This is a genomic window from Sorangium sp. So ce887 (assembly GCF_051521455.1).
GTDB lineage: Bacteria > Myxococcota_A > Polyangia > Polyangiales > Polyangiaceae > Sorangium.
The window spans coordinates 8,777,869-8,804,461 of record NZ_CP150354.1 but is presented as its reverse complement, the minus strand read 5'-3'; the positions used below and the strand labels follow the sequence as shown (position 1 = coordinate 8,804,461).

The following is a 26,593-nucleotide window of genomic DNA, read 5'->3' as shown; positions in this document are numbered from 1 at the left end:
CGCGTCATCGCGCGTCATCGCGCGCGCGCCATGGCCTCCGCGATCGCATCGTAGACGGCGGGTCGCGCGCGTCGGATCGCGTCGGATGCGCGCGTCGGGTGGACGCGGTTCGTGAGCAGCACGCCGACGAGCTCGGCGTCCGGGTCGATCCAGAGGCTCGTCCCGGTGAAGCCGAGGTGGCCGAAGGTCCGCGGGCCGAAGCGGGCGCCGGCGCTCGGCCTCTCGCCGCTCTTGCCGTCGAACCCGGCGCGCAGCGACCCGCCGGGCCGCGGCTCGATCAGCCGCCGGACCTCGTCGCGCGAGAGCCACTCCGGCCGCTCGCCCGCGAGCGCCTCGAGCAGCGCGACCCCGAGCCGCGCCACGGACATCGCGTCGCCGAAGAGGCCCGCGTGCCCGGCCATCCCGTCGCGCGCGATCGTCCAGGCGTTGTCGTCGTGCACCGCGCCGCGGATCATTCCCCCGCGGAACCCGACGTCCTCGGTGGGGACGACGCGCTCGTCGAACCGCGGATCGCGGCGCCGGAGCCGGCTCGGCGGCGCGACCGCGAGCCCGAGGGGGCCGGTCACCTCGCGCGCGACGATCTCGTCGAGCTCGGCCTCGCCGCGCCGCGCGACCGCGGCGCCGAGGAGCAGGTAACCGAGGTCGCTGTACACCGGCGGGAACCCGCCGTCGGGAGGAGCGCCCGCGCACGCCTCGCGGCGCGCGTCCGCGCAGGCGAGCAGCGCCTGGAGCGGATCGATCGGCGCGCTGTCGCCGGGCGGGTGGAGCGGGCGGTGCGCCTCGAGCCCGGCCCGGTGCGCGGCGAGGAGCTCGAGCGGCACGCGCGCCGATCGCGTGCCCGCGAGCTCGGGGAGCACCTGCCCGAGCGGCTCGTCGAGCCTCATCCTGCCGGCGCGAACGAGCCGGGCGAACGCGAGCGCGGTGAACGGCTTCGTCACCGACGCGAGATCGAAGATCGCGTCGCCCGTCGCCGCGGGCGGCGTCGCGCCGCGCGCGCCGGCCGGCGGGCTGTCCTCGAACCACAGCCGTCCTGCGGCGCCGGATCCGTACCGGACGTCGTTTCGCGTGCGCACCGCGGCGGCGACGCAGGCGCAGGGCGCGGCGCGGTGCTCTTCGATCGCGATCGCTGCGATCGGCGTGAGATCGACGAGGGCCATGGCCGAGGATGAAGAGGCTCGTGCGCCCTTGTCAAACGAGCTCTGGCGGTGGGCCGGATGGGCCCGGAGAAACGCGGAACAATCCCCGAAAGATCCCCGAAATATCGAGCGGTGCGGTCGGTCCTGCTTCAGGATCTCGCCGTGGCTTCTCCCCCGAGCATCGACTCCCGCGCCGCCGTTGCGCCGCTCGCTGCGCTCGCGGCGAGGTACGACGATCGCCGCCCCGATCGCTGGGCACAGGTCCCCGAGCCGCTCGACGCCGCCATCGCGCAGGACGTCGAGCTCGCCGAGGCCGGGCGCGTCGCGCGAGCGCCGCTCGTGACCGAGCTCGCGCGCCGCTTCGAGTTCCCCGCGCGCTACCTCGACGCGATCCTGCTCGTGCCGCGCGAGCGCTTCGTCCTGCCGGAGGACGTCGCGGCCTCTGCGGACGACACGCCATTGCCGCTCGATCGTGCCGGGCACGCGACCGTGAGCGCGCCGCACGCGTACCTGCTCACATACAGCCTGCTCGGCCTCGCGCCGGGCGATCACGTGCTCGAGCTGGGCACGGGCACCGGCTACGGCGCGGCGCTCGCGCGGCGCATCCTGGGCCCGACCGGGCACGTCACCTCGATCGAGATCGACCCTGCCCTGCACGCGCGCGCGGCGCGGCTCCTCGGCGCGCGGCCGGATCGTCGGGGCGACGACGAGGCGCTCGCGAGCAGCAGCGCCGGGCCCTCCGACGAGGGCGCGAGCGTCGCGCTGCTGTGCGGCGACGGGCGCTCGCTCGCCGAGCGAGCGCTCGCGCGCGGCCGGACGCCGTTCTCGGAGCGCCCGTGGAAGGTCGCGGTGACCTACGCGCTGACCGAGCCGCCGGCCGCGCTCGAGGAGCGGCTGGCCGACGGCGGCGTCCTTGTCGCGCCGGTCGGCGCGTGGGAGGGCCACCAGGAGCTCATGCGGGTCGAGCGCCGGCAGGGCGCGCTCCTCCGCGAGGTGCACGGCGCGGTCCGCTACGTGGCGGAGCGCGGGCAGCCCTAGCACCGCGGGTCAGAAATCCTGCCAGGGATCTGCCTCGCGAGCGGAGAGAGATTTCAACGCAAAGACGCCAAGAACGCAAAGTCGCAAAATGAACGAGATTTGTTCTTATTGCGCCTTTGCGCCTTTGCGCCTTTGCGTTGAAATCTCTCTCCGGATCCCTGGCCGGACTCCTGGTGGGTGGAACTCGCTTCGCTTCGGCCGGCGCCGGGGTCCGTGGTGGTGGAGAGGGAGACCCGAGGGCTCCTGTATCCGGCGCTGATCGCGGAGTAGCGGAAGCGGCGATGCTGACGGAAGCATATTTCAAGAATTTCAAGCTGCTTCGAGACGTGAGGCTGCCTCTCGGTCGGCTCAACGTGCTGGTCGGCCCGAACGCCGTGGGCAAGAGCACCGTGCTGGAGGGGATGCACTACCTGCTCCTGCTTGCCTCCGCGAAGCCCGGGTCCGCGACCCTCCGTCCGGGGTCGCTCTTCTTGGGCAGACGCGCGGTGGAAGACCTTGTCGCGAAGCCGGACGCCACCGAGCTCGAGCTGGAGGCCGTCCTGGCGGACGGCAGGCGGTTCGGTCTTCGCGCAGGGGCCGCGAAGGAGGAGCCGGAACCTGAGTGGTTGCACCTGTGGTTCGGCAAGGAAGGGCAGCAGACGGAGCTCTCTCTGCCCTGCGACGACCAGGAGGAAGAACGGCTCTTCTTTCGAGGTCCCCGCGAGGCGAAGCTCGGATCGGTCGTCCGGCTCAAGCTGCACGCCGAGACGCTCGCCGCGGAGCACTACTCTGAAGAGGAGATCCCAGGCGTCGGACACGACGGTGAGGGTCTGGCTTCGGTGTTGCAATACCTGCAGGGGCTGCGTGACGGAACCCTGGACGCGATCGAACGGGATCTGGCGACCATCGTCCCCGGCGCGCGGCGTATCCGCGCGCTCCCCGCCCGCGTCCGGCGCCGGGAGAAGCAACGGATCTCCATCGGTGGCCAGGACTTCTGGGCCGATCAGTCGCGCGAGGTCACCGGCGCCCGCTTCGAGGTCGAGTGGGAAGGGCTGGGGTGGGTGCCGGCCGGTCAGCTCTCCGAGGGGACGCTGCTCGCCCTCGGCCTCATCACGGTCGTGCGCTTCGACGCGCCGCGCCTCGTCCTGCTCGACGATCTGGACAAGGCGCTGCACCCCGTAGCGCAGCGCAGGCTCGTCGCGCACCTCCGCGGCGTACTCGAGGCGACGCCTCAGCTGCAAATCGTGGCGACGAGCCACTCGCCGTTCCTCCTCGACGAGCTGCGTATGGACGAGGTCCTCGTGATGAGCCGCGGCCGTGAAGGGGGCTCGGCCCTGCGCCGGCTCGACGAGCACCCAGCATCGCAAAAGCGCGGCGGATATCTCCGGCCGGGGGAGCTGTGGAGCCTCGTCGGTGAGGGATAGAACCCAGCGGATCGCAAGGACGCGAAGCGGGTCCTCGCGGTGCTGACGAGCGCGGGGCGAGGTGCGGACGCGCGCTGGGCCGACGTTCCCGTCGAGCGCCTCGAAGCCAACGGCGTGGCGTGCGGCCTCGCGCGCTTCGTGCGCGAGGTGCAGGAGCGTCTCGTGCCGGTCGTGCAGCGCGGCTGAAGCGTCGCCCTCGACCTCGTGGCGATCGTCGGGCTTCCGACCGGGTGCTGCGATGCCTCGACCACGGGGCCGTCGCCCTCCCTGGTCGTATCGAGGGCTGTGTTGTCCAGATGGCCCACCTCGATGTCCAGATGGCCCACCTCGATGTCCAGATGGCCCACCTCGATGTCCAGATGGCCCATCCCGATGTCCAGACGACGCGCTTCCGCGTCCTGGTGGCACATTTTTCAGGCGCGAACTGCGACGATGTGTGCCATCCGTTCACGTCGGGGCGCACCGAGCGCCGTGCCGGCGCGTGCTGCTGGGCACGACGTTCCTCCGGTTCCGCGCTCGCGTTCGCGCCCGCGCCCGCGCCCGCGCCAGACCCCTGCGCCCACGTCGCCCCACCGCCCCGCCCCCTGGATCAGAGAACGCCCCACCGTCTTTGACCCTGGACCACCCGGAACTTTATCCTGGCGTTCCCGGAGGCGGGGCCGCCCCGGCGCGTCGGCTCGGCCCGCCGTGGACCAGGGAGAAGACCGGAAGCACTATGGCGGAGTTCGTTTGGGAGGCGCGCGGCCGCTCCGGAGAGATCCGGAAGGGCACGATGGAGGCCGAGAACGAGGCGGCGGTGCAGAACCGGCTCCGCGCTCAGCAGCTGAGCCCGACCCGGGTCAAGAAGAAGGGGGCGCGGTTCAGCTTCAACCTGAGCTTCGGCTCGGGGGTCGAGGCCAAGGACCTCGTCAAGTTCATCCGCCAGTTCGCGACGATGATCGACGCGGGCCTCCCGCTGGTCCAGTGCCTCGAGATCCTGTCGAACCAGGAGCCGAACAAGGTCTTCCAGGCGGCGCTGCGTGACATCAAGAACACGGTCGAGCAGGGCGCCACGTTCAGCGACGCGCTCCGGCGCCACCCCAAGATCTTCGACGACCTGTTCGTCAACCTCGTCCAGGCCGGCGAGGTGGGCGGCATCCTCGACAGCATCCTGAACCGGCTCGCGATCTACATCGAGAAGCGCGTCAAGCTCGCGCGCCAGGTGCGCGGCGCGCTCGCGTATCCGATCGCCGTCATCGTGATCATGATCGGCGTCATGATCGTGCTGATGTCGTTCGTCATCCCGTCCTTCGAGACCATGTTCGCGGAGTTCGGGGCGAAGGACGCGCTCCCGCAGCTCACGAAGATCGTCATCGCGACCTCGAAGGCGTTCGTCACCTACCTCCCGCTCATCGTCGTGCTGACCGTGGCCGGGGTCGTCGGCGCCACCTACTTCTACCGCTCGCCGGGCGGCAAGCGGATGGTGCACCGCCTCCTGCTCCGGCTCCCGATCCTCGGCCCGGTCATGCAGAAGATCGCCGTGGCGCGGTTCTCGCGCACGCTCGGCACGCTGCTCGGCTCCGGCGTGCCGATCCTCGACGCGCTCGACATCGTCGCGAAGACGGCCGGCAACGTCGTCGTCGAGGAGGGCCTCATGTACTCGCGCCAGAAGATCTCGGAGGGGAAGAACATGGCCGATCCGCTCGGCGAGATGCAGGTCTTCCCCGGCATGGTCGTGCAGATGGTCGCGGTCGGCGAGCAGACCGGCGCGCTCGACACGATGCTCAACAAGATCGCCGACTTCTACGAGGAGGAGGTCGACGTCGCCGTCTCCGCGCTGACGTCGCTGCTCGAGCCGCTCCTCATGGTCATCGTCGGCGGCATGGTCGGCGTCGTGCTCATCTCGATGTACCTGCCGATCTTCGATCTCGCCGGCAAGATCAAGGCGGAGTGATGTCGCCCTCGGCCTCGCCGGCGAGCCCGGGCGGCGAGGCCGTCGCGCGGCGAGACCGGGTCGAGGCCGGGCCGTCGATCGACGCCCGCGGCTCGCCGGTCGCGACGCCGCTCCCGTCCGGCGCTCCCGGCGGCGCCGAGACGCCGCTCGCGAGCCGGCTCACCTGGCTCATCGCGCTGCGCCTCGCGGTGCTCACGGTCTTCCTCGTCGTGACCGCGGCGGTGTACCTCCGCGGGTTCACCCCCGGGGGCTTCTCCAGCATCGTCGCGCTCGTGACGGTCGCCGCGGCGTACGGCGTCTCGGGGATCTACGCGGTGTTCCTGCGCATGCAGCGCGCCCTCCGCGCGATCGCCAGGGCGCAGCTCGTGACCGACCAGATCACCTGGACCGCGCTCGTGTACATCACCGGCGGGGCGACGAGCGGCGCCACGTCGCTCTACGGCCTGACCTGCCTGACCGGGGCGATCCTCCTCGGGCTCCCCGGCGCGATCGTCGCCGCCGCGTCGGGGGCGGCCGCGTACCTCCTGCTGTGCGCCGCGCTCGGGCTGCAGCTGCTCGGCGTGCCGCCGGACCAGCCCTCCGGCGCGTACGTGACGCAGTGGGGCGAGCTCCGGTACCCCATGTTCGTCAACCTGCTCGCGATCGTGGTGGTCACGCTGCTCGCGAGCTACCTGGCGGAGCGGCTGCGCGCGACCGGCGGCCGGCTCGTGCAGGCCACGGCGCGCGCGGAGCAGGCCGAGCGTCTCGCGGCGCTGGGCCGCCTCGCCGCGGGGCTGGCCCACGAGATCCGCAACCCGCTCGGCTCGATCGCGGGATCGATCGAGCTCCTGCGCACGGGCGGGACGCTCTCCGACGAGGACCGGAAGCTCTGCGAGATCATCGAGCGCGAGACGGCGCGCCTGAACGACCTCGTGGGCGACATGCTCGATCTGTCGCGCCCGCGGGTGCCGGCGCTCGAGGGCGTGGATCTCTCGTCGACGGCCCGCGACGTCGTCGTGCTCGCCGCGCGCTCGGGCCGCGGCGGCGACGTCGAGGTCCGCTTCGAGGGGCCGCCGTCCGCCCCCGTGATCGCCGACGCCGCCCAGATGCGCCAGGTCGTCTGGAACCTCGTGCGGAACGCGATCCAGGCGAGCTCGGCGGGGGCGGGCGTGACCGTGCGCCTCTGGCGCGACCCGAGCGCCTGGCTCCTGGAGATCCGCGACCAGGGGCGAGGCATCCCTGCAGCCGCCCGCGACAGCCTCTTCGATGCGTTCTTCACGACCCGCGCGCACGGCATGGGCATCGGCCTGGCCGTGGTGAAGCGGATCCTCGACGATCACGGCTTCGCCATCGAGGTCGACAGCCGCGAGGGCGAGGGCACCGCGTTCCGGGTCCGGGTCCCGGACCGGCCGCCCGCGGCCGGGGAGCGGGAGGTGGCCGCGGAGCCCGCTCCCGCGCATGAATAGCCCGCGGAGACCGTCGTCTGCCCCTGGAGCGCGGCCCAGCGCCGGCGGATTGCCGTGTCGTTTCGCGGCGTTCATGGAGAGCAGGACAGGACGTCACCGGGCCGCCGTGGCCCTCGTCCGACGTGGCAGGCCGCTTGCCTCGTACTACGTAAGAGTGCGCGGACCGAGGGCGAGCCGTACAAGCGACGCGAGGCTCGCCCGCAGCCCGCAGGCACAGAAGGAGAACCCTACGTGACACGCACGATGACCCATCTCTTCGCGGCGACGTTCTCGCTGCTCGCGCTCACGCTCGGCCCGGTGGGCCTCGCGAACGCCGGGCCGGCGACGGACGTCGTCAAGGCCAAGCAGACGGTCCTGTTCGACCTCCTGAAGAAGGGAGGGGGCGAGAGCCAGAAGCAGGTCGGCTCGGTCTTCGACGAGATGCTCGACTACTCGGCGCTGGCAGAGAGCTCGCTCGGCAGCGAGTGGGCGGCCCGGACCGACGCCGAGAAGAAGCAGTTCAGCGATCTGCTCAAGCAGCTCGTCCGCAGGGCCTACGAGCGCAACCTGAAGAAGACGCTCGACTTCAACATCGAGTACACAGGCGAGACCGAGAGCGGCGGCGTCATGACGGTCAAGACGAGGGCCGTCTCCAAGAAGGACGCGCGCGAGGAGCCGGTCGAGATCGCCTTCAAGCTCTCCCAGAAGGGCGGCACCTGGCTCGTGCGGGACATCGTCACCGAGGGCGTCAGCCTGGTGGGGAGCTACCGCGCCCAGTTCACGAAGATCATCAAGAAGGATGGGTTCCCCGTGCTCATCCAGAAAATGAAGGACAAGCTCGCCAAGGGCGACCTCTGAGCGCCCGTTCCGTCACGTCGCGCTTCGCCCGGCGTGATCGCCGCTAACTCGCCTGGATCGCCGCAGGGTTGATACCCTTGGCGGGTATGGCTGCTGGACAGAGGCGCGGCCGGCCGGCGCGCGCGCTGGGCGTGTCGCCGTCGCTCCGCGCGCTCGCGCCCGGCGGCGGTGCGGCTCCGCGCCCGCCCGACGACCGCCCCGTCCTCCGGCTCGCCGTCAGCAAGGGGGCGCTCGCGATCGAGCTCGGGGAGCCGTTCGCGCTCGGTCCGCTCCGCGTCACCGAGCTCGTCGTGCGGCTCGCCGGGATCCGGTTTCCCGTCGACCTCTCCGGCGGGGTCGCGCGCTTCCGGCACCGGCGCGGCCAGCTCGCCCGGCTCGCCGTCGAGGCGCAGGGGACCGAGCTCGCCGGCTGGGCCGCGCCGCGGCTCCGCGGCTTCCTCGGTGACGGCACGCCGCAGCTGATCATCGCGCCCATCGAGGAGGGCGCGCTCGTCGCGCTGCGGTCGGGCGAGACGGCGCTCGCGTTCGACGTCGCCGTCGCGCCCGGCGAGCGCGCGCTCAGGCTCCTGCCGGAGCGCGCGCGCGGCGTCGGCCTCGGGGCGCCGCCGCACGCGCTCGCGCTCCAGGCGCTCTCGATGATGGCGGGCGCGCACGGCCGCATCGTCGAGGGCGCGATCGTGCTGGACGCCGCGGTCGAGCGGATCGTCCGCCTGCTCCTGCCCGCCGCCGGCGCGAGGGCGCCCGACGTGGCCGGGGTGCAGTGGACGGCGGTCGTCGCCGAGGCGGGCCGCTTCCGCGCCGAGGGCGCGCTCGATGCGGCGCCTCCGGCGCTGGGCGACCGCGCGCTCCGGGCGCTCGAGACGGCCGAGCTCGCGGGCGTCGCCGACGAGCTCGCGCTCGCGGGCGGCCTCGACGACGCGCGCCGCGCCTACCTCGCCGCGCTGGAGCGCGCCCCGCGGCACCCCGAGATCTCCTCGCGCCTCGCCTGGATCGATCTCGTGATCGGCGAGCGCGCCGAGGGGGCGCTCTCGACCGTCGTCGACGCCATGCCCGCCGTGGACGCCGGCCTCCTCGGCGGCGCGCTCCTCGAGGCGGTCGGCGATCGCGACGGCGCCTTCTCGGCGCTCGCGCGCGCCGCGCACGCGGAGCCGTACGGCCCGCTCGCCGCGCTCGCCTGGCTGCGCGCGGCGAGGCTCGCGGACGCCCTCGACGTGCGCCTCGACGCGCTGAACCTCGGCGTCGCGCGCGCGCCCGGGATCGAGGCGCTGCGCTGGGCGCGGCTCGCGGCGCGGCTCGACGTCGCCGACGTGCGCGGCGCGCTCGCCGACGCCGAGCACCTCGAGGCCTCGGCGCGCGGGGCCGAGGCGCGCCACGCCGTCTCCCGCGGGGCCGCGGAGGCCTTCCTCGCGCGGGGCCACGCGGCCGACGCGCGGGTGCTCTTCGAGCGGGCGCTCCGCTACGCCCCGGAGAGCCCCGACGTTGTCGCGGGCCTCGGGCGCTCGCTGCGGGCGGCCGGGGAGGGGAGGCGCGCGCTCGACCTGCTCGCCCGGGCGCGGGCGCTCGCCGCGCGCAGCGGGGCGCCCGCCAGCGCGCTCGACCTGGAGCTCGGCCGCGGCCTCGCGGAGATCGCCGGGGATCTCCCCGCGGCGGTCGCGCGCGTGCGGGCCATCCCGCCCGGCGCGCCGGAGGCGCTGGAGGCGCGGCTGCTCGAGGGCCGCTGGTGCGCCGAGCTCGGCGATCTCGGGGGAGCGTCGGTCGCGCTCGGGCGGCTGCGCGACGCGGTGGAGCTCGCGTTGCAGGGCCGCGCCGCCGGCGACGCCGGATCCGCCCGCGCGGGCTCGCTGCTCGACGGCGGCCCCGCCGCCGTCGCGGCCATGCTCGCCGAGGCCGCCGAGATCGAGGAGCGCTCCCGGGGGGATCTCCTCGCCGCGCAGCGCCACCTCGGCCTCGCGCTGCGCCTCCGCCCGCGCGACCCGGCCATCACCGCCGCCTTCCGCCGCGTCTCGGGCGAGCTCGCGCCCCCGATCGCGTCCCCGCCCGCGGCGCCGTCGAGCCCGGCCCGGCGGCCCCGCGCGACCGAGCAGCGGATCGAGGTCCACGTCGCTGTGCCGCGCCGGCGCACGCTCCCGCCCGAGCCCGTGGTGATCGCCCCGGCGCCCCCTCCCTCGCCGCCGATCGTGCCTGCCCCCGTCGCCCGGACGCCGGCCGTCGCCGCGCCGATCGCGCCGGGCGACTCCGGGCTCCTCGACGAGATGCCCACGCTCGACGGCAGCGACACCGCGACCGACATGGCGCCCGTCCCGAACAGCGTCACGCTCGCGGAGGGGCAGGTGCCGCTGGCCCGCGCGTTCGGCGTCGACGACGAGCTCCTGGCCGAGCGGCTCGCGGATCGGGTCCGCGCCGATCCCACCGACCAGGGGGTGGCGATGGCGCTCGCCGACGTGCTGGAGCGGCTCGGCCGCGATCTCGATCTCCTCGCCCTGCTCTCCGCGCGCCTGGAGGAGGGGGATGAGGCCGCCCGTCTGGAGGTCGCGCCGCGGCGGCGCGACGTGCTCGCGCGGCTCGCCAGGAGGGCGCGGGCCGAGGGGCGCGACTCCGAGGCGGAGCTCTACGAGATGCTGCTCCACAGCGAGCTCACCTGACGGTGCCGGCGCGGAGCTCGCCCGGCGCCGCCGCGCGCTTGGCCCGTGCTCGGCGCGCGTGATAGCCGGATCTCCTGCGCAGCGCGCGCTGCGCCTGGAGGTGCAGCATGGCCGAGCCCGAGCAGCCGCCGAACCGCGTCCAGCAGGAGGGCTCGCCGTGCGCGTCGGGCGCCTCGCCCGCGAAGCCCGGCCGTCCGATCATCGTGCAGAAGTACGGCGGCTCGTCCGTCGCCGACGTCGACAGGATCGGCCAGGTCGCCGAGCGCGTCGTCGCCGCGAAGCGCGCCGGCAACGACGTCGTGGTCGTGGTCAGCGCGATGGGCAAGACGACCGACGGCCTGCTCGCCCTCGCCCGGCAGGCGGCGAGCGCGGCCGCGGATCCCCCCCGGCGCGAGCTCGACATGCTGCTCTCGACGGGCGAGCGCGTCTCGATGGCGCTCCTCTCGATCGCCATCCAGGCCCGGGGCTTCGAGGCGATCTCGTTCACGGGCTCCCAGTCCGGCATCCTCACGAACGATCGCCATTTCGACGCCCGCATCATCGAGGTCCGCCCGTTCCGGATCGAGGACGAGCTCGCGCGCGGCCGCATCGTGATCGTCGCCGGCTACCAGGGGATGAGCTACCGCCGCGAGATCACGACGCTCGGCCGCGGCGGCTCCGACACCACGGCGGTGGCGCTCGCGGCGGCGCTGGGCGCCGAGCGCTGCGAGATCTACAGCGACGTCGACGGCGTGTACTCGGCCGACCCCCGGGTCGTCCCGGACGCGCGTCACTTGCCCGAGCTCGACTGCGCGGTCCTCCAGGAGATGGCCGAGTGCGGCGCGAAGGTCGTCTGCGCCCAGGCGGTCGAGTGGGCGCGGCGCTCCGGCGTCGCCCTCTATGCGCGCTCGACCTTCGACGCCGGTCCCGGCGCGCGGGAGACGGTGGTGCGTCGCTTCGCGCCGGGCTCGGCGTCCTCGACGCTCTCCGCGCGCGCGATCGTCGCCGAGGGCAACGTCGTCCTCGCGCGGGCGCACGGCGGGCTCCGGCTCGACGAGCTCCTCCGCGCGGCCGGTGAGCTCGGGCTGGGCTTCCGTGATCTCTCCTTCGGCCACGGCGGCGGGGCGTTCGTGCTCCCGCTCCTCAACGTGCCCGACTGGCAGGGCGCGAGGCGAAAGCTCGCCGCGCTGCTTCCGTCGATCGAGCTCGTCGAGGGCCTCTCGGCCGTCAGCGTCGTCGGCGACGGCCTCACCGCGACCGCGGAGCCGCTGACCCGCTTCGTCGAGGTCCTCGGCCGCGCCCGCATCGCCTCCCGGCTCACGGTGGCCGGCCCCCTGCGCCTCGGCGCCCTCGTCGACGCCGCGGACGCCGCGCCCGCGCAGCGCCTGCTCCACGCGTCGTTCGTCGAGGCCTGAGCGCTTCTAGAACACCAATCAATCATGTTGAAACCGGGAGAAATTTCACAGGGAGGCGGGGAGGCGGGGAGGAAGAAAAAAAAAGAATCTCTCCCTCTCGCCGTCTCTCGCTCCCCGCCTCCTCGCCTCCCTGTGAAATTTCTGCTTTTTTCGGGGTTTCAACCCGTTTGTCGCTCTAGTGCTTCCGCTGACGCGTGAGCGCTACGAGCCCCGCCCAGCACGCGACCCAGACCACCTCGCGCGACGGGTCCCACGCGACCGCCGCCGGACCGATGGACGCGGCGTCCTCCTCGGCCGCGCCGTGGGGCGTCGCCCCGATCTCGGCGACCAGCGTGGGGGCGGCGTTCGACGGCACGTGGACAAGCTGCGCCCGGCGCTCGCCCTCGCGGGCGACGAGCGCGAGCAGCGGCGAGCCCTTGGGGTCGCCGGCGAAGGCGAGCGCGACGACCGCGGGGAGGCCCTCGATCACGCGGAAGTTCTCGCCCCCGTCGCGCGACACGCACAGGAGCCCGGCGCCCGACAGCGCGATCGAGCGCCCGCCCGCCGCCGCCGCGAGCCGGCCGTCGTCGGCCTCCGCCGCGCGCCGCGCCGCCCCGGACAGCGGCACGACAGGCGAGCCCTCGTCGTCGCCGCGGAGCCGCTCGAGCTGCGGGCCTCCGGCCGCGATCGTGAGCGCCACGATCACGCCTTCGCTCGCGCTCATCCGGAGCACGCCGTCCCGCAGCGCGGGCCCGGGCGACAGCGACGGGGCGCCCCGCGACGGCGCGGCGTCGCGGCGCGGCGATCCAGGGGGCACGGCGGAGCCGGTCTCCGGCGGGACGGCGACCGCGCCGGTCGCGGGCGACCACAGCGTCTTGCCGGCCAGCACCCAGAGCCGCCCCGGCGTCGTCGCGAGCGTCACCGGCGCCCCGCCCGACCCCCACGCGCCGAGCGGGCTCGCGGTCTTCCCCCGGTCGTCGCTCAGGAGCAGGTTGCCGCGGCGCGTGGCGATGAGGAGCGCGCTGTCCGACAGCGCGATCGACGACGCCGACGTATCGACGCCGGCGCGGCGCGCCGACAGCGCTCCCGCGTCGATCACGAGCACGGTCCCGCGATCGCCGCCCGCCCGGTCCGCGCGGCGCGAGCGGCCTGCCGCGCGCGGGGCCGGCTCGTTCGCCAGCGCGGGCTCGGCGCCGGCGCCCCCGGCGACGACGCAGCCGCCGGCCACCGCGAGCGTGCTGCACGGGACCGCGGCCCCGGCGCCCTCGACGACGGTCCACGGCAGCGCGTCCCAGACCGGGGCCTGGTCGTCCGCGAGGTCGGGCAGCTCCGCGAGCAGATCCTCGCCCTCGTAGGTGCCGTCCTGATCGGCGTCGAGCGCGGGCAGCTCGCCCTCGTCGACGTCGTCCGACGGATCCTCTCCCGTCCCTTCCGCGCCGCCGTCGTCGCCGTGCCCCTCGCCGTCGTCGAGATCGTCGTGCTCGGCGTCGTCGTGCTCGGCGGCCTCGTCGGACAGCCACGAGCCCGCGTCGGCGTCCGCGATCCCCTCGTGGAGCGCCCCCACGTCGACGTTCTCTTCCGCGGGCTCGTCCTCCCCGCTCGCGCCGTCGTCCACGGCGAGCTCGACGCCTACCTCGAGGTCGTTCGCGTTCGCGTCGTCGAGCCCGTGCTCCGCGTCGTCGAGCGTCTGCAGGAGCTCCTCGAAGCTCTCGTCGCCCGCCTCCTCCTCCTCGTGTCCGAGCGGCGGCAGGTCGATCAGCTTGTGGTCGTGCTCGTCGTGCTCGCGTTCATCCTCGTCGACCGCGGTCTTCGGCTGCGGCGCCGGGCACGTCTCGCGGCGCGGCTCCGTTCGCTCGCTGCAGGCTCGTGAAGCTGACATCGGCGGGAGTGTAGCGCCCCTCGCGGCGCTTTCGCCCCGCGCAGCGCCTCATCGACGCGCTCCGTCGCCCTCCAGAGCCCGCCTGCCGCGGCGCGCGGACCGCCCCCGCCGCCCGACTCCGGCCCATGGCCCGCCGCGCCCCGGCGGCCGTGCTGCCGTACCGCCCCCGGAGATCATCTTTGTACAATGATTGTCTCATGTACCGCCATACTCGCGTAAATGTATTTCAAAATACACAAATAGCGACCCATGTACGGCTTTTTACGGATGATTTAGTGTCATTCCGGAGCGGATATGTTATGTAATGTTTGTTTATGTGATTTGACCTATACTGTTCATGGTCATAGAGTCCGCTTCGATATGTTCGACATCGTCGTCACCTCCGCGCCGGCAACGCCCTTTGCCCGTCGAGTCGCTTCCGCGCTTCGCGAGGCCCGCATGCGGGTAGTCACGTGCGAGGTCGCGCCCAACCGCCCGCCGCCCGACGCGCTGCGGGTCGACGCGGCCGTGGTCTGCGCGCAGAGCCCGGCGGCCCTCCTGGACATGGCCCGCTCGCTCCGCGCGATGCTTGACGGCCCGCCGCCGGTGATCGGCGTCAGCTCATCGCGGGCGCTCGTCTCGATGGTCGAGCTCGCGGGGGTGCTCGCGGACGACGTCCCGGGCCCGGTGCTCGCCGCGCAGGTCCAGCGGCTCGCGGCGCAGACCGAGCGGCAGCGGAGCCGCGTCATCCTGCGCGGCGAGCTCGACGACGTGGGGCTCGACGGGCTCCTCGCGTCGCTCGCGTCGCGCAGCCGGAGCTGCTTCATCCGCGTGCGCGCCGGCGGGCTCCGCGCCGAGGTGACGGTCGACGCCGGGCGGCCCGTCCACGCCCGCGCCGACGGCGTGAGGCCTTCGGAGCACGGGACCGACGCGCTCGCCTCGATCGGCGCGTGGCGTGGCGCCACCTTCGAGGTCGTCGCGAGCGACGCGATCGTGCCGCAGCGCGGCGAGCGCGAGAGCCACAGCCCGCCCGCGTTCCCCGCCGACGACGCGGCCGACGTGGCCCTGGCCGCCGCCGTGGTGAACGCCTGCACCGCCTACGCGCGCGCCTGGCTCGGGCCTCCGATGACGTCGCGCCTGCTCGCGTCGTCCTGGACGACCGCGTGCGAGCACCACAGGGCGCTCGACGCGTTCGCCATCAGCGGCGACGCGCTCGTCTCGGTCGCCCAGATCGATCGCGCCCGCTCGGCGATCCCGCAGGCGGTCGCCGCCTGGATCGTCGCCTTCTTCGACGCCGCCGCGGAGAAGGTCCCGTCGCGCTTCCAGCGCCATCGCATCCGGGAGGTCCTTGGTGGGCTCACGCGCCTCGTCGAGCAGGTCGGCTGGGCGAGCGTCTTGTTCGAAGGAGTCGAGCGATGACCCAGGTGTCGACGATGGATGACGCGCCCGCGAGCCTCGACGACGCGCTCCCCCTGAGCGTGGAGCGCCTCGCAGAGATGACCTCGCAGGAGGTCGACGACCTCCCGTACGGCTTCATCATGCTGGACGAAGAGGGCGTCGTGCTGCTCTACAACCGCTACGAGCAGCGCATGAGCCGCCTCCCGTCGGCGCGGGTCGTCGGCAGGAGCTTCTTCCAGGAGATCGCCCCGTGCACCCGGGTCGAGGCGTTCCTCGGCCGGTTCCGCGCGCTCGCGCAGCAGCCGCCGGGCGCGACCGACCGGTTCGCGTTCCGCTTCCACTTCCTCCACGGGGCGCAGGACGTCTTCGTCCAGCTCGCGCGCGCGCAGGCCAACCGCGTTTTCATGACCGTGCACCGCATGCCGATCCAGCACGACGAGCACGAGCGCCCGGCGACGATCCGCCACGAGCGCGATCGCGGTCGGCTCAACGGCCCGCTCGGCGCCATGTTCCCGCTCGCGTGGGATCAGATCGCCGCGCTGCTCGCGCGGGTCGGCCAGAACGCCGCGCGGGAGCTCGGCCGCGGCGTCGGCCGCAAGATCGCGGGCGTCGCGGAGCACGCGGTGGCCGAGGCGGGCGCGGCCGCGCTCGACGAGGCGCCGGTGCTGCTCGCCGTGGGCGCGCTCGATCAGGTGCTCGCCGAGCTCGGGATGGGGCGGCTCGCCGCGGATTTCTGCGCCAATCCCCCGCGCGTCGCCTGCTTCGTTCGGCCGCCGGTCGAGTCCGGGTCGGTCGAGCTGTCCGCCTTCTACGAGGGCGTGATCGAGACGACGATCAGCGCGGCGCTCGACGCGGCGCACGTCGCCCGGTGCATCGAGGGGAGCGAGCTCGCGGCGCTGCCGTGGCGCTTCGTGGTCGTGCCGGTCGAGCGCGCCCACGAGCTCCGCTCGTTCGAAGGTGAGCGCCCCGACGATCTCGCGAAGCGTTTCGGTTGGATCGAGAGCGGCTCGGGGTCCGCGGATCGAGGGACGACCGCGGCCTCTTGACGCGGCGAGGGCCCTGGCCATCCCCGCCCGGTATGCCTGCTGGATCCCTCCGGCGAGCGGTGCTTAGCTCCGCCGTCGATGGGCCGGCGCGACAGCAATTCAAGCCGAGTCGCCCCCGCGTCTCCGGCCGATGGACACCCTTCGGCGGCGGGCGTGGGGCCGCTCGGGCCCGCTCGCGGCCCGCTCTCGATCGCGGAGGCGAGCGTCGGCATGCTGGTCCAGGATGTCCTGGTTCATCCAGCGGACGTCGTGTTCGTGAAGGGCATCGTCGAGGCGAGCGAAGGCATCGCGCTCCTGTTCGCGGAGCGCGGCGGTGAGATCACCCTCGCGGCGCCGCTCGGTCGGGGCGACGAGTTCGCCGAGCTCCTGCGCGATCTGGAGCAGGACGTCGGCGCGCGGCGCCGCGGCGCGCAACGCTGAGGCGGGCATGACGGAGCACCGCGATCCGAGCTCGGTCGATCTCGTCCAGGACGCCTCGCTGGACGTCGCTGCCCACGACGGCGCGGCGCAGGGCCTGCCGGCGTCCTCGGGCGCGCTGCTCGATCCGCGCATCCTCGCCGCCTGGCGGGAGTGGCTGGCCGCGCTCGCGACCGACGCTGAGGCCGCCATCGCCGCGGCGCACGTGTACGGCGAGCTCGGCCCCGAGGCGCGCGAGGCGTGGCTCGACGTGCTCGCGGAGGACGCGCCCAAGCTGCAGGTCCCGACGGTCGCGATCTACGCGCCGCTGCTGTCGGTCGAGAGCGACGCGGCGCGCCGCGAGCGGATCGAGATCGCGATCGCGATGGGCGAGGAGGACGGGGAGCTCGCCCCGCGTCCGGCCGGGGGCTTCGCGCTGCGCGGCATCGCCGCGGGGGGCGATCGGGTGGTGGCGCTCGTGACGCCGCTCTACCTGCGCTTCGTGCGGGTGCTCTGGTGTCGCTATCTCCCCGAGGACGGCATCGCCTGGGCGCGGCACGACCCGATCGTCCGGGCGGAGGAGGCGCCCGGCCCCGGGATGCTGCTCGACGGCGCGCAGATCGAGGTGACGCCGATCAAGCTGGTCATCGAGGAGCTGTGCCATGCGATCCTCGCGCAGCAGCGCAAGGGGGCCGAGCTCCCGCCGTCGCTGCAGCTCTGCGCCGATCTCTTCGACGCGCACCTGGAGGGGGATCCGCTGCCATGAGGTCGCTGGCGCCAGTCTGCTTGCCGCTCGTGCTGCTCGCGAGCGGCTGCGCCGGCGGGGGCGACGCGGTCCGGGAGCCCGCGGCGGCGCCGCAGGTCGCGGCGGCGGCCCCGGCGCGCGGCCCGGTGCGGAGCTTCTCGTACGAGACGCTCGACGGGGGCGAGCTCTCCACCGCGTCGCTTGCGCGCAGGTTCAGCGTGATCGCCTTCGTCGCGACCTACGACGTGGCGTCTCAGGTGGAGGCGCGGTTCCTCGCGGGGCTGTTCCGCGATCACACGCCGCGCATCAACGCGGCGCTCCTCGTCCTCGAGGCGCCCGAGAACCGGCCGCTCGTCGAGGCCTTCGTCGCCACGCTCAAGCTCCCGTACCCGGTTGCGCTCGCGGACGCCCCGACGATCGCCGGGGAGGGGCCTTTCGCCGGGCTACACCACGTGCCGAGCGTCGTCATCCTCGACCCCGAGGGGCGGGAGGCGTTCCGACACGTAGGCCTCATCACCCAGGAAGCGCTCGAGGAGGTCCTCCGCGGGCTGGAGCGCGAGGACGCGCGGTCCGCGAGGTAGGCTGGGGCGCTGCGCGGCCCGCGAGGTGGGCGCGGTCCGCGAGGTGGGCCGGGAACGCTGCGCGGCCCGCGATGCTGAGTTATTGCTGAGGGCGGCAAACGCCTGTGGCCTGCCGGAATGCGATCGGAGCGTGGATCTGCGCGTCTTGCCGGAGGGGGAGAGGCGCTGCGTCCTTTCTTCAGCCGGCGCGCGCGCGCTTGGGCGATGATGGCGGCCATGCTCGACCACATCGGCTTTCCGGTTTCGGACTATGAACGTAGCAAGGCCTTCTATCTGGCGGTCCTGGCGCCTCTTGGTTACGGGCTCATCATGGAGATTACCCCCGAGATGACCGGGGGGGCGGGCAGCCACGCTGGTCTGGGCGCCGGCGGTAACCCGCAGTTCTGGATCGGCACCGGCGCCGCCCTGCAGGGCCGCATGCATGTCGCCTTCGTCGCGAAGACGCGTGCTGATGTCGACGCATTCCACCAGGCCGCGCTGGCGGCTGGGGGCGTCGACAACGGCCCGCCGGGGCCCCGGCCGCAGTACCACCCGGGTTATTACGGGGCGTTTGTGCTCGATCCGGACGGGCACAACATCGAGGCGGTGTGTCATGGGCCCTGAGGGCCGACGGGCCGGGGACGAAGGACGCGAGGCGACGAGCGATCGTCTCCGGCGCTGAGTCCGGCGCTGAGCGCGCGTCTCGAGGGCTCGCGTTCAGAGCCTGTTCAGGAGATCCGTCTTCTTCGCAGCAAACTCCTGCTCGGTGATGATCCCCTTCTGCCGCAGGTCGGCGAGCCGCTCGATGGCAGCGAAGATGTCCGCCTCCGCAGCCGACGAGGAGCGGGGCAGGGCGGCGTCGGCCTGCGCCGGAGCGGGCGCCTGCGCGGGGGCAGCGCGCGGCGCCTGCTGCACGGCGAGGTCGCCGGAGATGATCGGCAAGCTCAGCACGCTCACCACGCCGTACTGGCTCGTGAACGTGACCGACGACCCCGACCCTTGCTGCTGCGACACACCGCTGATCTGATGATCGAGCGTGTCATAGACGCTGACTCGCCCGTTGACATCGACAGCCACGCGGCGCGCTCCGGGGAAATAGGCATACCGGATGTTGTTCTGCGACCCGCTGGAGCTCGGCACGCCGAGCTCCCCGGGCCACCAGCTGCCAGAACCGCCCCCCGACGCCGGAACGAACAGGCTGACCGGCGAGCCCCCGAAGCCGCCGCTGCCACCCTGCTGCTGCTGCTGCCCTCCGTGCGTCTGGGACTGATAGCTCGCAGGCGCCGGAGCGAACGGCTGGTTCGCCAGGAGACTCGACAGCTCGGCGCACAGGCCCTCCACCTTGGCCTTGAGAGAGCTGTTGAACATGTCCCCGATCATGGTCATGCCGCCCTGCATCCACTGCCCTCCACCGCCCAGCTCGGGGTGGTAGAACTGCGCCATCGTTCCATGACCGTTCACGAGCGCCTGCAGGAGCGTCATCACCGCGTCGGTGCTGACGAAATAGCGCTGTGACAGATCGGAGACTCTCCGCTGACCTTCGGGGGTGAGTTGCTGCATGATGAGGCGCTCCAGGAGGAAGCGGCGAGCCTGGCACGGGGGTCCGCCGCTCGCAACGCGCGCGAGCGGCAAGGCGGATGGTGATGAGGGGGATAGGGGCGATCAGCCAGCGAGCTTGCGTACGCTCGCGAGCTGGACACAGACCGTGACCACGTCCATGGCGACGCGGATCTGATCGAGCGGCGGCATCGACGGCGCGATCCGGATGTTGCGATCGCGAGGATCGCGGCCGTACGGGTACGTCGCCCCGGCGCCGGTGAGCTTCACGCCCGCCTTGCTGGCCAGACGCACGACCTCCTTCGCGCAGCCGTCGAGGGTGTCGAGGCTGGCGAAGTAACCGCCGCGCGGCGAGGTCCAGCTGGCGATGCCCTTGCCGCCGAGCTCGCGCTCGAAGATGCTCGTCACCGCCTCGAACTTGGGCCGCAGGAGCTCGGCGTGGCGCTGCATGTGGCTCAGCAAGCCCTTGTAATCCTTGAAGAACCGCACGTGCCGCAGCTGGTTCACCTTGTCCGGACCGATGGTCTGGATGGCGAGGTGCTTCTTCGCGTCCGCCACGTTCGCGGGGCTCGACGCCATGGCCGCGACGCCGCTGCCCGCGTACGAGATCTTCGACGTCGAGGCGAAGACGAACGGCCGGTTGGGGTTGCCCGCGGACTGACACGCCGACACGATGTCCGCGAGCCGATCGCCCTCGGCGTAGAGGTGGTGGACCGCGTAGGCGTTGTCCCAGAACAGGCGGAAATCCGCGGCCGCCGTCTTCATGCTGGCGAGCCGGCGGACGACCTCGGGAGCGTACGTGGTGCCGGTCGGGTTGCTGTACTTGGGGACGCACCACATGCCCTTGATGGACGCGTCCTCGGCGACCAGCCGCTCGACCTGATCCATGTCCGGGCCGGCGTCGTTCAGATCGACCGTGATCATCTCGATGCCGTGGTGCTCGCAGATCGCAAAGTGACGATCGTAGCCGGGGCTCGGGCACAGGAACTTGACCTTCGACTGCTTCGACCAGGCGCCGTTCCCGTCGGGCACGCCGTGGACGAGCGCGCGGACCACCGCGTCGTGCATCATGGTCAGGCTGCTGTTGCCGCCGACGATGACCTGCGCCGAGGGCACCTCGAGCAGCTCGGCGAAGAGGGCCTTCATCTCGGGCAGCCCGTCGAGGCCGCCGTAATTGCGCGTATCCGAGCCGTCCGAGGCGACGAGATCGCTCGCGTCGGGCAGGCCGAGCATGCCGTTCGCGAGGTCGAGCTGCTCGGACGACGGCTTGCCGCGCGTCATGTCGAGCTTGAGGCCCCGGGCTTCAAAGGCAGCATAACGTGCCTCGAGCTCCCGGGTGAGCGAGGCAAGAGCCTCGGGGGACAACGAACGCAGTTCAGTCATGGCGGGCGATGTCTAGCAGAATTTCGCCGCCGCGTCGCGACCCGAGTGGATCCGGAGAAGCCGAGGTGACCGCCGGGCCGAGCCCGGCGGCGTCCACCTCACTCGGCCGCGATGGCCTCCCCGCTGTAGGCCGCGGGGCTCACCTCGGGGTTGTTCTCGAAGTACGCCTTGCCGGCCAGGCGCTTGACGAGCGGCTTGAACCGCTCCGAGGCCTTGCCGCCGATGATGTCGCGGAGGAGCGCGACGTCCTCGCGCGCCCGGGAGAGCGTCTCCGGGTTCGTCAGGAACGCCCCAACGGCGTTCGCCTTCGCCGGAGCGGACATCACCGCCTCGCGGAGCGCCCCCGCCGCCGCCTTGGCCTTCACCACGGCGCGCTCGGCCACCGACTGCTTGATGAGCGGCGCCACCTCGTAGACAAGGTTGGCGGCCGAGCCGGCGACGCGGTGCGGCGCGTGGTGGAGCGGGCTCGCGTACTTCGGGTTCTTCTCGAGGAACGCGCGCACCTCGGCCTCCGTGACGCCCGTCTCCTCGTAGACGCGGGCGAGCTCCTGCTCGGCCAGGATGCGCGCCTTGAACATGTACATCTGGACGCGGGAGTAGAAGTTCGTCGCGCCGTCGCCGCTCGTCTCGACCGCGCAGAAGATCGTGCCCGGGTAGCGCGACGTGATCAGCGACTGGACGCCGTCGGAGACGCCCGACGAGGGCATGCACCCGAACGGCTTCACGCTCACCGTGACGTGCGCCTTCCCCTTCACGGCGTTCACGATGAGCTTGCCGACCTCCATGTGCCCCTCGCCGCCGCGGAGGTCGTTCGAGTAGTAGTCCTTCGCCACATCCGCCACGAGCTCCATGTCCGGAAGGTGGTAGTCGAGCAGGCCGAGCGGCAGCGCGAACGCCTGGAAGCCGACGCGGAGCGCCCCCTCGGCGAGGCGCATCGTCGCGAGGCGCTTGGCGACGCCGAGCTCGTCCAGGCTGGCGAGGCCGTAGTTGCCCTCGTCGGCGCCGCGCAGGTCGCGCCGCTCGCGGGTGTCGCGGGCGCACTCCCAGATGTTGTAGAGGAGCCACGCGGTCGTGAGCTGGATGTCGTTCTCGCCGCCCTCGCTCTCGAGGAACTTCTGAAGGGCGTAGTTGCCGTCGCCCTCGGTCGTCATCGCCCAGAACTCGCCGATGATCGACGTCTTCGCCTTGGGCCGGAGCTTGTCCACCCGGACGCCCTCGAACTCCTTGCGCGCGTCGTAGAGCGCCCGGAAGATGTTCGTCTGCTCGAAGAGGGCCTTGTAGAGGATGCGCTTCGCGCTCTCCATCGCGCGGTTCGTCGCGCCGGCCTCGATCTCGTAAGGCCGGATGCGGTAGCCGAGCGCGTTCAGCGTGTCGCCGCACACGATGGCCTTGATGATCGCGATGAAGAAGGCAGGGTTCATCTCGAGGCCGACGTCATCGCCCGTCGCCTGCGAGAGGCCGCCCGTCTGCTGGAAGAGCATCACCCGGAAGCCGTCGAAGCCGGCGTCGCGGAGCGCCTTCCGGTACTCGGTCACGTACATGCCGAACCGACACGGCCCGCAGGCGCCCGCCGTCAGGAACACGTAGTTCTTGATGATGTCCTCGGTCGACATCCCCTGCTTGTCGCGCAGGTCGATGAGGTGCTTCACGAGGCCGCCGACGGTGAAGTATGTCGGGTTGCACTGCCCGCGATTGCCGAACTCCTTGCCCGTCTGGAGACCGGCGTTGTCGCTCATCCCGAAGTAGGTGACGTTGTAGCCGAGGCCCTTGAGCGCGCCCTCGCACAGGAAGTCCTGCGCGGCGGTGAGGCCGCTGATGAGGAGCGTCACGTTGTCGCGCTCCTTCTTCGTCATCTTCGGCTTGAGCATGCCGTCGACCCACTGCCGCCGCTCGGCCTTGATCCCGAGCCGCTCGCGCTCGGCCTCCTCGAACGCCCGGAGCTCCGCCTCGATGTCGATGTCCGTCTTGCTGGATCTCGTCTCGCCGACGAGAGGAAGGCGCGTCTTCTGCGTGATCGTCTGTTCCATGGCGTGGCTTCCCTTCACTTGGATGCTGGAAGGAGGCCGGCCGCGCCGTCCCCCCCTCGACCTCGGTCGTGTCTTCAGGCTTCCAAGGGGACGACGGTCCCGTCGGACTGCTTCTTCTTGAGCTGCACGAGCCCCGTCTTCGGCACCTCGGGCGGAGACACCGGCGCGACGTAGCTCCTCACCTTGTCGGCGAGCGCCGCGATCTCCCGCTCGAGCGTGGGATCCGTGATCTTGCGCGCCGCCTGCTGCTCCCGCTTCACCTGGAGCAGCTCGAGGCGCTTCTCGTCGATGCGCTGGACCAGCTGCGCCTTCTTCTTCGCCGCGTCCTCGAGCGCCTCCTCGTGCAGCTTGAGGCTGTGCGCGTAGGTCTTCACGCGGATCTTGATCGAGCCGCCCGGCTTGTTCGCGTCGATGTCGTGCAGCGCGGCGTACGGGGTGGCGCTCGAGGTCACGATGCTGTCGATGATGCCGTACGTCGGCGCGTCATGGCCGCACTTGAAGCTCGAGAGGTCGAGCAGCACGACGTTCGGATGGCGGGCGGCGAACTTGACCGCCCAGACCTTCTGCGCGCTGTTCGCCGAGTAGTTCTCCGGCCAGACGTCGTTGATGTCGAGCGGGTGCTGGCCCGTCGCGATCTCGTCCTTGAAGTACCGCGCGAGGTAATCCATGTCGCGCGGGATCGACCGCACCGAGAGGACCGGATAGCCGAGCACCTGGAACTCCTCCGGGATCCCGTGGTTGAGGCCCGGATCGGAGTGGTACGGCCGCCCGACCATCAGGATGGCGACGCGGTTCTCGGCCTCGACCGTCTCGAGGATCGCCCGCCCCTTGTCCTGCAGATCGCGCTCGAACTGCGAGAGCGCCCGCATCCCCTCGCGGTGCGCGTGATCGCTCTCGTCCTCGGTGATGCCGAGCCGCGGGCCCCACGTCTCGAACATCCGGCGCGCCGTCAGCGTCATCTCGGAGAACGTGAGCGCGGGATCGAGGTACTCGATCCCGCGCGTCTTGAAGAAGTCGACCTCCTTCGTGAACGCCGCCTTCATGACGTCCGGCACGCCCGCGACGATGGGGCAGCTCGTCTTGTCCATCACCCCCTCGCCGAAGCTCGGCACGTGCGTGAGGATGGGGAAGAAGATGTAATTGAGCTTCTTCTCGTCCGTGTGGTGGTGGAAGAGGAGATTGTGGACGTGGGCCTGCGCCACCTTGGAGGGGAAGCACGGATCGATGGAGCCGTACTTGCCGCCCTCGACCCACATCTCCTCGCTCGTCGCGTCGCTGAAGACGACGTTCTGCTTCGGGACGCCGAGCGCCTCGAAGTAGGACCGGTAATACGGGCCCGTCGAGTAGATGTTGAGCACGCGCGGGATGCCGATGCGGACGCGGCGGAGGCGCTCGCGCGTCTCGAGGCCGCTCCGCCGGAACGGGCGCGTCGTCTCCACGCGGCGGATGGCGAGGAAGCCCTTCTTGACGACGACGTCCTTCACCGGCGCTCCGTCCTCGGGCAGCGGCGCCGTGTCGTAGAAGTGGCGGAAGGCGAGCTTCGACTCGTAGTCGACGAGGTTCGGGAACTGCTTCGCGATCTTCTTCCGCTCGGCGACGAGCGCGAGCATCGCCTGCTCGCTCTCGACCGTGCCCTTCTCGCACGAGAAGCCCGAGATGTAGCGGCTCGTCGAGCCGTCAGGACGCGTCGTGTCGATGAACGTCCGCTTGCACTCGTTCGGGCAGAAGTGACAGACGGTCTCCGCGTCGTTCTTCGTCGTGTACTCGAGGGCGATCGCCGCATCGATGCCGATGAACGTCGACCGGCCCCTGCGCTTCACGACCCGGAGCGTCTCGAACGCGGCGCCGAGCGCGCCGGCCTCGCCGGTGTGCGGGTGGACGAACACCTCGGCGCCGGGGACGCGCTCCTTGATGTAGTCGACCTGCGCCTTGACCGCGGCGAGGTTGTACTGCGTGCCGCCCTGGAGCACGTAGCGCGTGCCGAGCGCCGCGAGCCGCGGGATCTGCACGACGTACTGCCACACGTTCTTCGGCAGCACCTGGGCGAGGCCGGCGAGCAGCTCCTCCTTCGAGAAGCCCTCCTTCTGGAAGTTCACCCGGTCGGTGTCGAGGAAGACGGCGCAGCCGTAGCTGAACTTCGGCGCGAGCTCGGCGCCGAACGCCGTGTCGGCGTACTCGGTCACCTTCAGGCCGAACTGGTCGGCCATCGCCTGGAGCAGCATGCCGTTGCCCGCAGAGCACGAGTTGGAGAGGCGGAAGTTCGCGATATCGCCGTTCTTCATGAACAGGACCTTGATGTCCTGTCCGCCGATATCGCAGATGACGTCGACGTCGCCGAAGAACTTCACCGCGCTCATCATGTGGGCGACGGTCTCGACGATGTTGACGTCGGCCCGCATGCACTCCTGGAGCACGTCGGCCGCGTACCCGGTGCCGCCGAACCCGAGCACCTCGAGCGTCGCGCCCTCGTCGAGCACGTACTGCCGGAGCTGGGCGAGGAGCTCCTTCGCGTCCTGGATCGGGTTGCCCTTCGAGAGCTGGTAGGCCTTGCAGACGATGCCCCCGTCCTCGTCGATGAGCACCGCCTTCGACGAGGTGGAGCCGCCGTCGAGGCCGATGACCCCGCGCACCACCTGGCCGGGGGTGAGCTTCATCGGCGTGAACCTCGGGATGCTGTAGAGCTTGCGGAACTCGTCGACCTCGTTCTGGGTCTTCACGAGCGGCGGGCCCGCGCTCTCGCCGAGCCGGGCCTTCCTGCCGTTCGTCATGTACTCGATGAGCCCCGCCTTGCCGGCGTAGAGGCCGACCTCCGCGGCCTCCTTGAGCCCGTAAACACAGGCGCCGAACGCCGCGTAGTACTGCGCGTTCTCCGGGACGAAGATCGTCTCCTCGACCGGCTGGTCCTTCGGCCAAGCGTAGCCGCGCTCGTCCCAGGTCTCGGGGATCCGCTTGCGCCAGCACTCCTGGAGGAAGGGAAGGTAGGTGTTGGGGCCGCCGAGCAAAAGGACCTTGTGCTTCAACGTCGAGCCGCGCGTCAGCACCGACAGGTTCTGGAGGACGATCGCGTCGGCGAGTGAGCAGAGGATCTCCGTCGAGGGGATACCGCTCTTCACGAGATTCACGATGTCCGTCTCGGCGAAGACTCCGCACTTCGCGGCGACGTGGTGGAGCTTCGAGTCGTCGAAGTGGATCTTGACCACCTCGCTCGACGGCAGGCCCACCTTGATCATGCACTTGTCGATGGTGGCGCCCGTGCCGGAGGCGCACTTGTCGTTCATCGACGGCGCGGCCGTCTTGTCGCCCGTCTTGGCGTCCCGCTGGAAGATGATGATCTTCGCGTCCTGCCCGCCGAGCTCGATGACGCTGCCCACGTCCGGGTGCAGGTTCTCGACCGCGAGGGTGACCGCGTTGACCTCCTGGACGAACTTGGCGCCGAGGCCGGCGCAGAGGGGCGCCGCGCCGGAGCCCGTCATGAACACCCGCCAGCGCTCCCGGGGAGACGCAGGGAACGACGCCTCGATCGCATCGAGGAGCTCCACCACCTTCTCCGGCTGCTTCGTCTGGTGCCGCTGGTAGTCGCTCCAGAGAATCTCGAGCGTCTGCGGATCGAGCACGACCGCCTTCACGGTCGTCGAGCCGACATCGATGCCGACCACGACCGGATCCTGGATCTGCCTTCCCATCGGAGCTCCTCCCACCGCCGTCGCCGGTCACCAGCGTCCGACTGACTGGCTGGTCAGTCGTGATGGCTACAACGAGATGCCCCGAAAATCAAATGATTCGGTGTGTCTCGGCCGGGTTTGGAGATCGCGGAAC

General features: G+C 71.7%; 20 protein-coding genes. 14 read left to right on the top strand and 6 right to left on the bottom strand.

Features of this window, described 5'->3' with window-relative positions; all coding sequences use genetic code 11:
• Nucleotides 1-14: 14 nt before the first annotated feature.
• A complete protein-coding gene (locus tag WMF36_RS32845; RefSeq protein WP_437574723.1) occupies nucleotides 15-1,157 on the bottom strand; it encodes a serine hydrolase domain-containing protein in 1,143 nt (380 codons plus the stop codon).
• Between the two features lie 141 nt (nucleotides 1,158-1,298).
• On the opposite strand from WMF36_RS32845, the gene WMF36_RS32840 reads away from it, so the two are divergent.
• The 8 genes from WMF36_RS32840 (at nucleotide 1,299) to WMF36_RS32805 (ending at nucleotide 11,828) form a co-directional block, all read left to right on the top strand.
• Entirely contained in the window at nucleotides 1,299-2,174 is an 876-nt protein-coding gene (locus WMF36_RS32840; RefSeq protein WP_437574722.1) for a protein-L-isoaspartate O-methyltransferase family protein, read from the top strand.
• Nucleotides 2,175-2,455: 281 nt separating this feature from the next.
• The gene (locus tag WMF36_RS32835) at nucleotides 2,456-3,577 is read left to right on the top strand and encodes an AAA family ATPase (RefSeq protein WP_437574721.1); all 1,122 of its coding nucleotides are present in this window, start codon (nucleotides 2,456-2,458) and stop codon (nucleotides 3,575-3,577) included.
• Between the two features lie 39 nt (nucleotides 3,578-3,616).
• Nucleotides 3,617-3,763, top strand: a complete 147-nt coding sequence (locus tag WMF36_RS32830; RefSeq protein ID WP_437574719.1) for a hypothetical protein — start codon at nucleotides 3,617-3,619, stop codon at nucleotides 3,761-3,763.
• Nucleotides 3,764-4,292: 529 nt separating this feature from the next.
• Nucleotides 4,293-5,510 (top strand): type II secretion system F family protein, encoded by a 1,218-nt coding sequence (locus WMF36_RS32825; protein WP_437574718.1) that lies wholly within the window; start codon nucleotides 4,293-4,295, stop codon nucleotides 5,508-5,510.
• The gene (locus tag WMF36_RS32820; RefSeq protein ID WP_437574717.1) at nucleotides 5,510-6,955 is read left to right on the top strand and encodes a sensor histidine kinase; all 1,446 of its coding nucleotides are present in this window, start codon (nucleotides 5,510-5,512) and stop codon (nucleotides 6,953-6,955) included. Before WMF36_RS32825 ends, WMF36_RS32820 begins: the two co-directional genes overlap by 1 nt.
• Nucleotides 6,956-7,186: 231 nt before the next feature.
• On the top strand, nucleotides 7,187-7,792 hold the full coding sequence (locus WMF36_RS32815) for an MlaC/ttg2D family ABC transporter substrate-binding protein (RefSeq protein WP_437574716.1): 606 nt from the start codon (nucleotides 7,187-7,189) through the stop codon (nucleotides 7,790-7,792).
• An 86-nt stretch (nucleotides 7,793-7,878) separates the two neighbouring features.
• A complete protein-coding gene (locus WMF36_RS32810; protein WP_437574715.1) occupies nucleotides 7,879-10,434 on the top strand; it encodes a tetratricopeptide repeat protein in 2,556 nt (851 codons plus the stop codon).
• A 107-nt stretch (nucleotides 10,435-10,541) separates the two neighbouring features.
• Nucleotides 10,542-11,828, top strand: coding sequence for an aspartate kinase (locus WMF36_RS32805; RefSeq protein WP_437574714.1), 1,287 nt, complete (start codon nucleotides 10,542-10,544; stop codon nucleotides 11,826-11,828).
• Between the two features lie 175 nt (nucleotides 11,829-12,003).
• Here the strand turns inward: WMF36_RS32805 and WMF36_RS32800 are convergent, their stop codons facing one another.
• A complete protein-coding gene (locus tag WMF36_RS32800) occupies nucleotides 12,004-13,686 on the bottom strand; it encodes a hypothetical protein (protein WP_437574713.1) in 1,683 nt (560 codons plus the stop codon).
• A 438-nt stretch (nucleotides 13,687-14,124) separates the two neighbouring features.
• On the opposite strand from WMF36_RS32800, the gene WMF36_RS32795 reads away from it, so the two are divergent.
• The 6 genes from WMF36_RS32795 (at nucleotide 14,125) to WMF36_RS32770 (ending at nucleotide 18,434) form a co-directional block, all read left to right on the top strand.
• Nucleotides 14,125-15,084 carry a DUF4388 domain-containing protein gene (locus WMF36_RS32795; protein WP_437574712.1) on the top strand — a complete coding sequence of 320 codons (960 nt, stop codon included), beginning with the start codon at nucleotides 14,125-14,127 and terminating at the stop codon, nucleotides 15,082-15,084.
• Nucleotides 15,081-16,109, top strand: a complete 1,029-nt coding sequence (locus WMF36_RS32790; RefSeq protein WP_437574711.1) for a PAS domain-containing protein — start codon at nucleotides 15,081-15,083, stop codon at nucleotides 16,107-16,109. Before WMF36_RS32795 ends, WMF36_RS32790 begins: the two co-directional genes overlap by 4 nt.
• 210 nt (nucleotides 16,110-16,319) lie before the next feature.
• Nucleotides 16,320-16,529 carry a DUF4911 domain-containing protein gene (locus WMF36_RS32785; protein WP_437574709.1) on the top strand — a complete coding sequence of 70 codons (210 nt, stop codon included), beginning with the start codon at nucleotides 16,320-16,322 and terminating at the stop codon, nucleotides 16,527-16,529.
• A gap of 7 nt (nucleotides 16,530-16,536) precedes the next feature.
• Entirely contained in the window at nucleotides 16,537-17,271 is a 735-nt protein-coding gene (locus WMF36_RS32780; RefSeq protein WP_437574708.1) for a hypothetical protein, read from the top strand.
• Complete coding sequence (locus WMF36_RS32775; RefSeq protein ID WP_437574707.1) at nucleotides 17,268-17,831, top strand: TlpA family protein disulfide reductase; 564 nt, start codon at nucleotides 17,268-17,270, stop codon at nucleotides 17,829-17,831. The genes WMF36_RS32780 and WMF36_RS32775 overlap by 4 nt, the downstream gene beginning before the upstream one ends.
• A gap of 216 nt (nucleotides 17,832-18,047) precedes the next feature.
• A complete protein-coding gene (locus WMF36_RS32770; RefSeq protein WP_437574705.1) occupies nucleotides 18,048-18,434 on the top strand; it encodes a VOC family protein in 387 nt (128 codons plus the stop codon).
• 93 nt (nucleotides 18,435-18,527) lie between these two features.
• On the opposite strand, the gene WMF36_RS32765 is transcribed toward WMF36_RS32770, so the two are convergent.
• The 4 genes from WMF36_RS32765 to WMF36_RS32750 form a co-directional block, all read right to left on the bottom strand.
• Complete coding sequence (locus WMF36_RS32765) at nucleotides 18,528-19,370, bottom strand: SHOCT domain-containing protein (protein WP_437574704.1); 843 nt, start codon at nucleotides 19,368-19,370, stop codon at nucleotides 18,528-18,530.
• Between the two features lie 102 nt (nucleotides 19,371-19,472).
• Entirely contained in the window at nucleotides 19,473-20,750 is a 1,278-nt protein-coding gene (locus WMF36_RS32760; RefSeq protein ID WP_437574703.1) for an aminotransferase class I/II-fold pyridoxal phosphate-dependent enzyme, read from the bottom strand.
• A 98-nt stretch (nucleotides 20,751-20,848) separates the two neighbouring features.
• Nucleotides 20,849-22,777, bottom strand: coding sequence for a 2-hydroxyglutaryl-CoA dehydratase (locus tag WMF36_RS32755; protein ID WP_437574702.1), 1,929 nt, complete (start codon nucleotides 22,775-22,777; stop codon nucleotides 20,849-20,851).
• A 74-nt stretch (nucleotides 22,778-22,851) separates the two neighbouring features.
• Nucleotides 22,852-26,460, bottom strand: a complete 3,609-nt coding sequence (locus tag WMF36_RS32750; protein ID WP_437574701.1) for a BadF/BadG/BcrA/BcrD ATPase family protein — start codon at nucleotides 26,458-26,460, stop codon at nucleotides 22,852-22,854.
• Nucleotides 26,461-26,593: the final 133 nt, after the last annotated feature.

Bases quoted from the DNA above. Each gene is read 5' to 3' on its own strand.
- WMF36_RS32845 (WP_437574723.1), bottom strand. From the start codon at position 1,157: ATGGCCCTCGTCGATCTCACGCCGATCGCAGCGATCGCGATCGAAGAG.
- WMF36_RS32835 (WP_437574721.1), top strand. From the start codon at position 2,456: ATGCTGACGGAAGCATATTTCAAGAATTTCAAGCTGCTTCGAGACGTG.
- WMF36_RS32825 (WP_437574718.1), top strand. From the start codon at position 4,293: ATGGCGGAGTTCGTTTGGGAGGCGCGCGGCCGCTCCGGAGAGATCCGG.
- WMF36_RS32820 (WP_437574717.1), top strand. From the start codon at position 5,510: ATGTCGCCCTCGGCCTCGCCGGCGAGCCCGGGCGGCGAGGCCGTCGCG.
- WMF36_RS32810 (WP_437574715.1), top strand. From the start codon at position 7,879: ATGGCTGCTGGACAGAGGCGCGGCCGGCCGGCGCGCGCGCTGGGCGTG.
- WMF36_RS32805 (WP_437574714.1), top strand. From the start codon at position 10,542: ATGGCCGAGCCCGAGCAGCCGCCGAACCGCGTCCAGCAGGAGGGCTCG.
- WMF36_RS32800 (WP_437574713.1), bottom strand. From the start codon at position 13,686: ATGTCAGCTTCACGAGCCTGCAGCGAGCGAACGGAGCCGCGCCGCGAG.
- WMF36_RS32795 (WP_437574712.1), top strand. From the start codon at position 14,125: ATGCGGGTAGTCACGTGCGAGGTCGCGCCCAACCGCCCGCCGCCCGAC.
- WMF36_RS32790 (WP_437574711.1), top strand. From the start codon at position 15,081: ATGACCCAGGTGTCGACGATGGATGACGCGCCCGCGAGCCTCGACGAC.
- WMF36_RS32785 (WP_437574709.1), top strand. From the start codon at position 16,320: ATGCTGGTCCAGGATGTCCTGGTTCATCCAGCGGACGTCGTGTTCGTG.
- WMF36_RS32780 (WP_437574708.1), top strand. From the start codon at position 16,537: ATGACGGAGCACCGCGATCCGAGCTCGGTCGATCTCGTCCAGGACGCC.
- WMF36_RS32775 (WP_437574707.1), top strand. From the start codon at position 17,268: ATGAGGTCGCTGGCGCCAGTCTGCTTGCCGCTCGTGCTGCTCGCGAGC.
- WMF36_RS32770 (WP_437574705.1), top strand. From the start codon at position 18,048: ATGCTCGACCACATCGGCTTTCCGGTTTCGGACTATGAACGTAGCAAG.
- WMF36_RS32765 (WP_437574704.1), bottom strand. From the start codon at position 19,370: ATGCAGCAACTCACCCCCGAAGGTCAGCGGAGAGTCTCCGATCTGTCA.
- WMF36_RS32760 (WP_437574703.1), bottom strand. From the start codon at position 20,750: ATGACTGAACTGCGTTCGTTGTCCCCCGAGGCTCTTGCCTCGCTCACC.
- WMF36_RS32755 (WP_437574702.1), bottom strand. From the start codon at position 22,777: ATGGAACAGACGATCACGCAGAAGACGCGCCTTCCTCTCGTCGGCGAG.
- WMF36_RS32750 (WP_437574701.1), bottom strand. From the start codon at position 26,460: ATGGGAAGGCAGATCCAGGATCCGGTCGTGGTCGGCATCGATGTCGGC.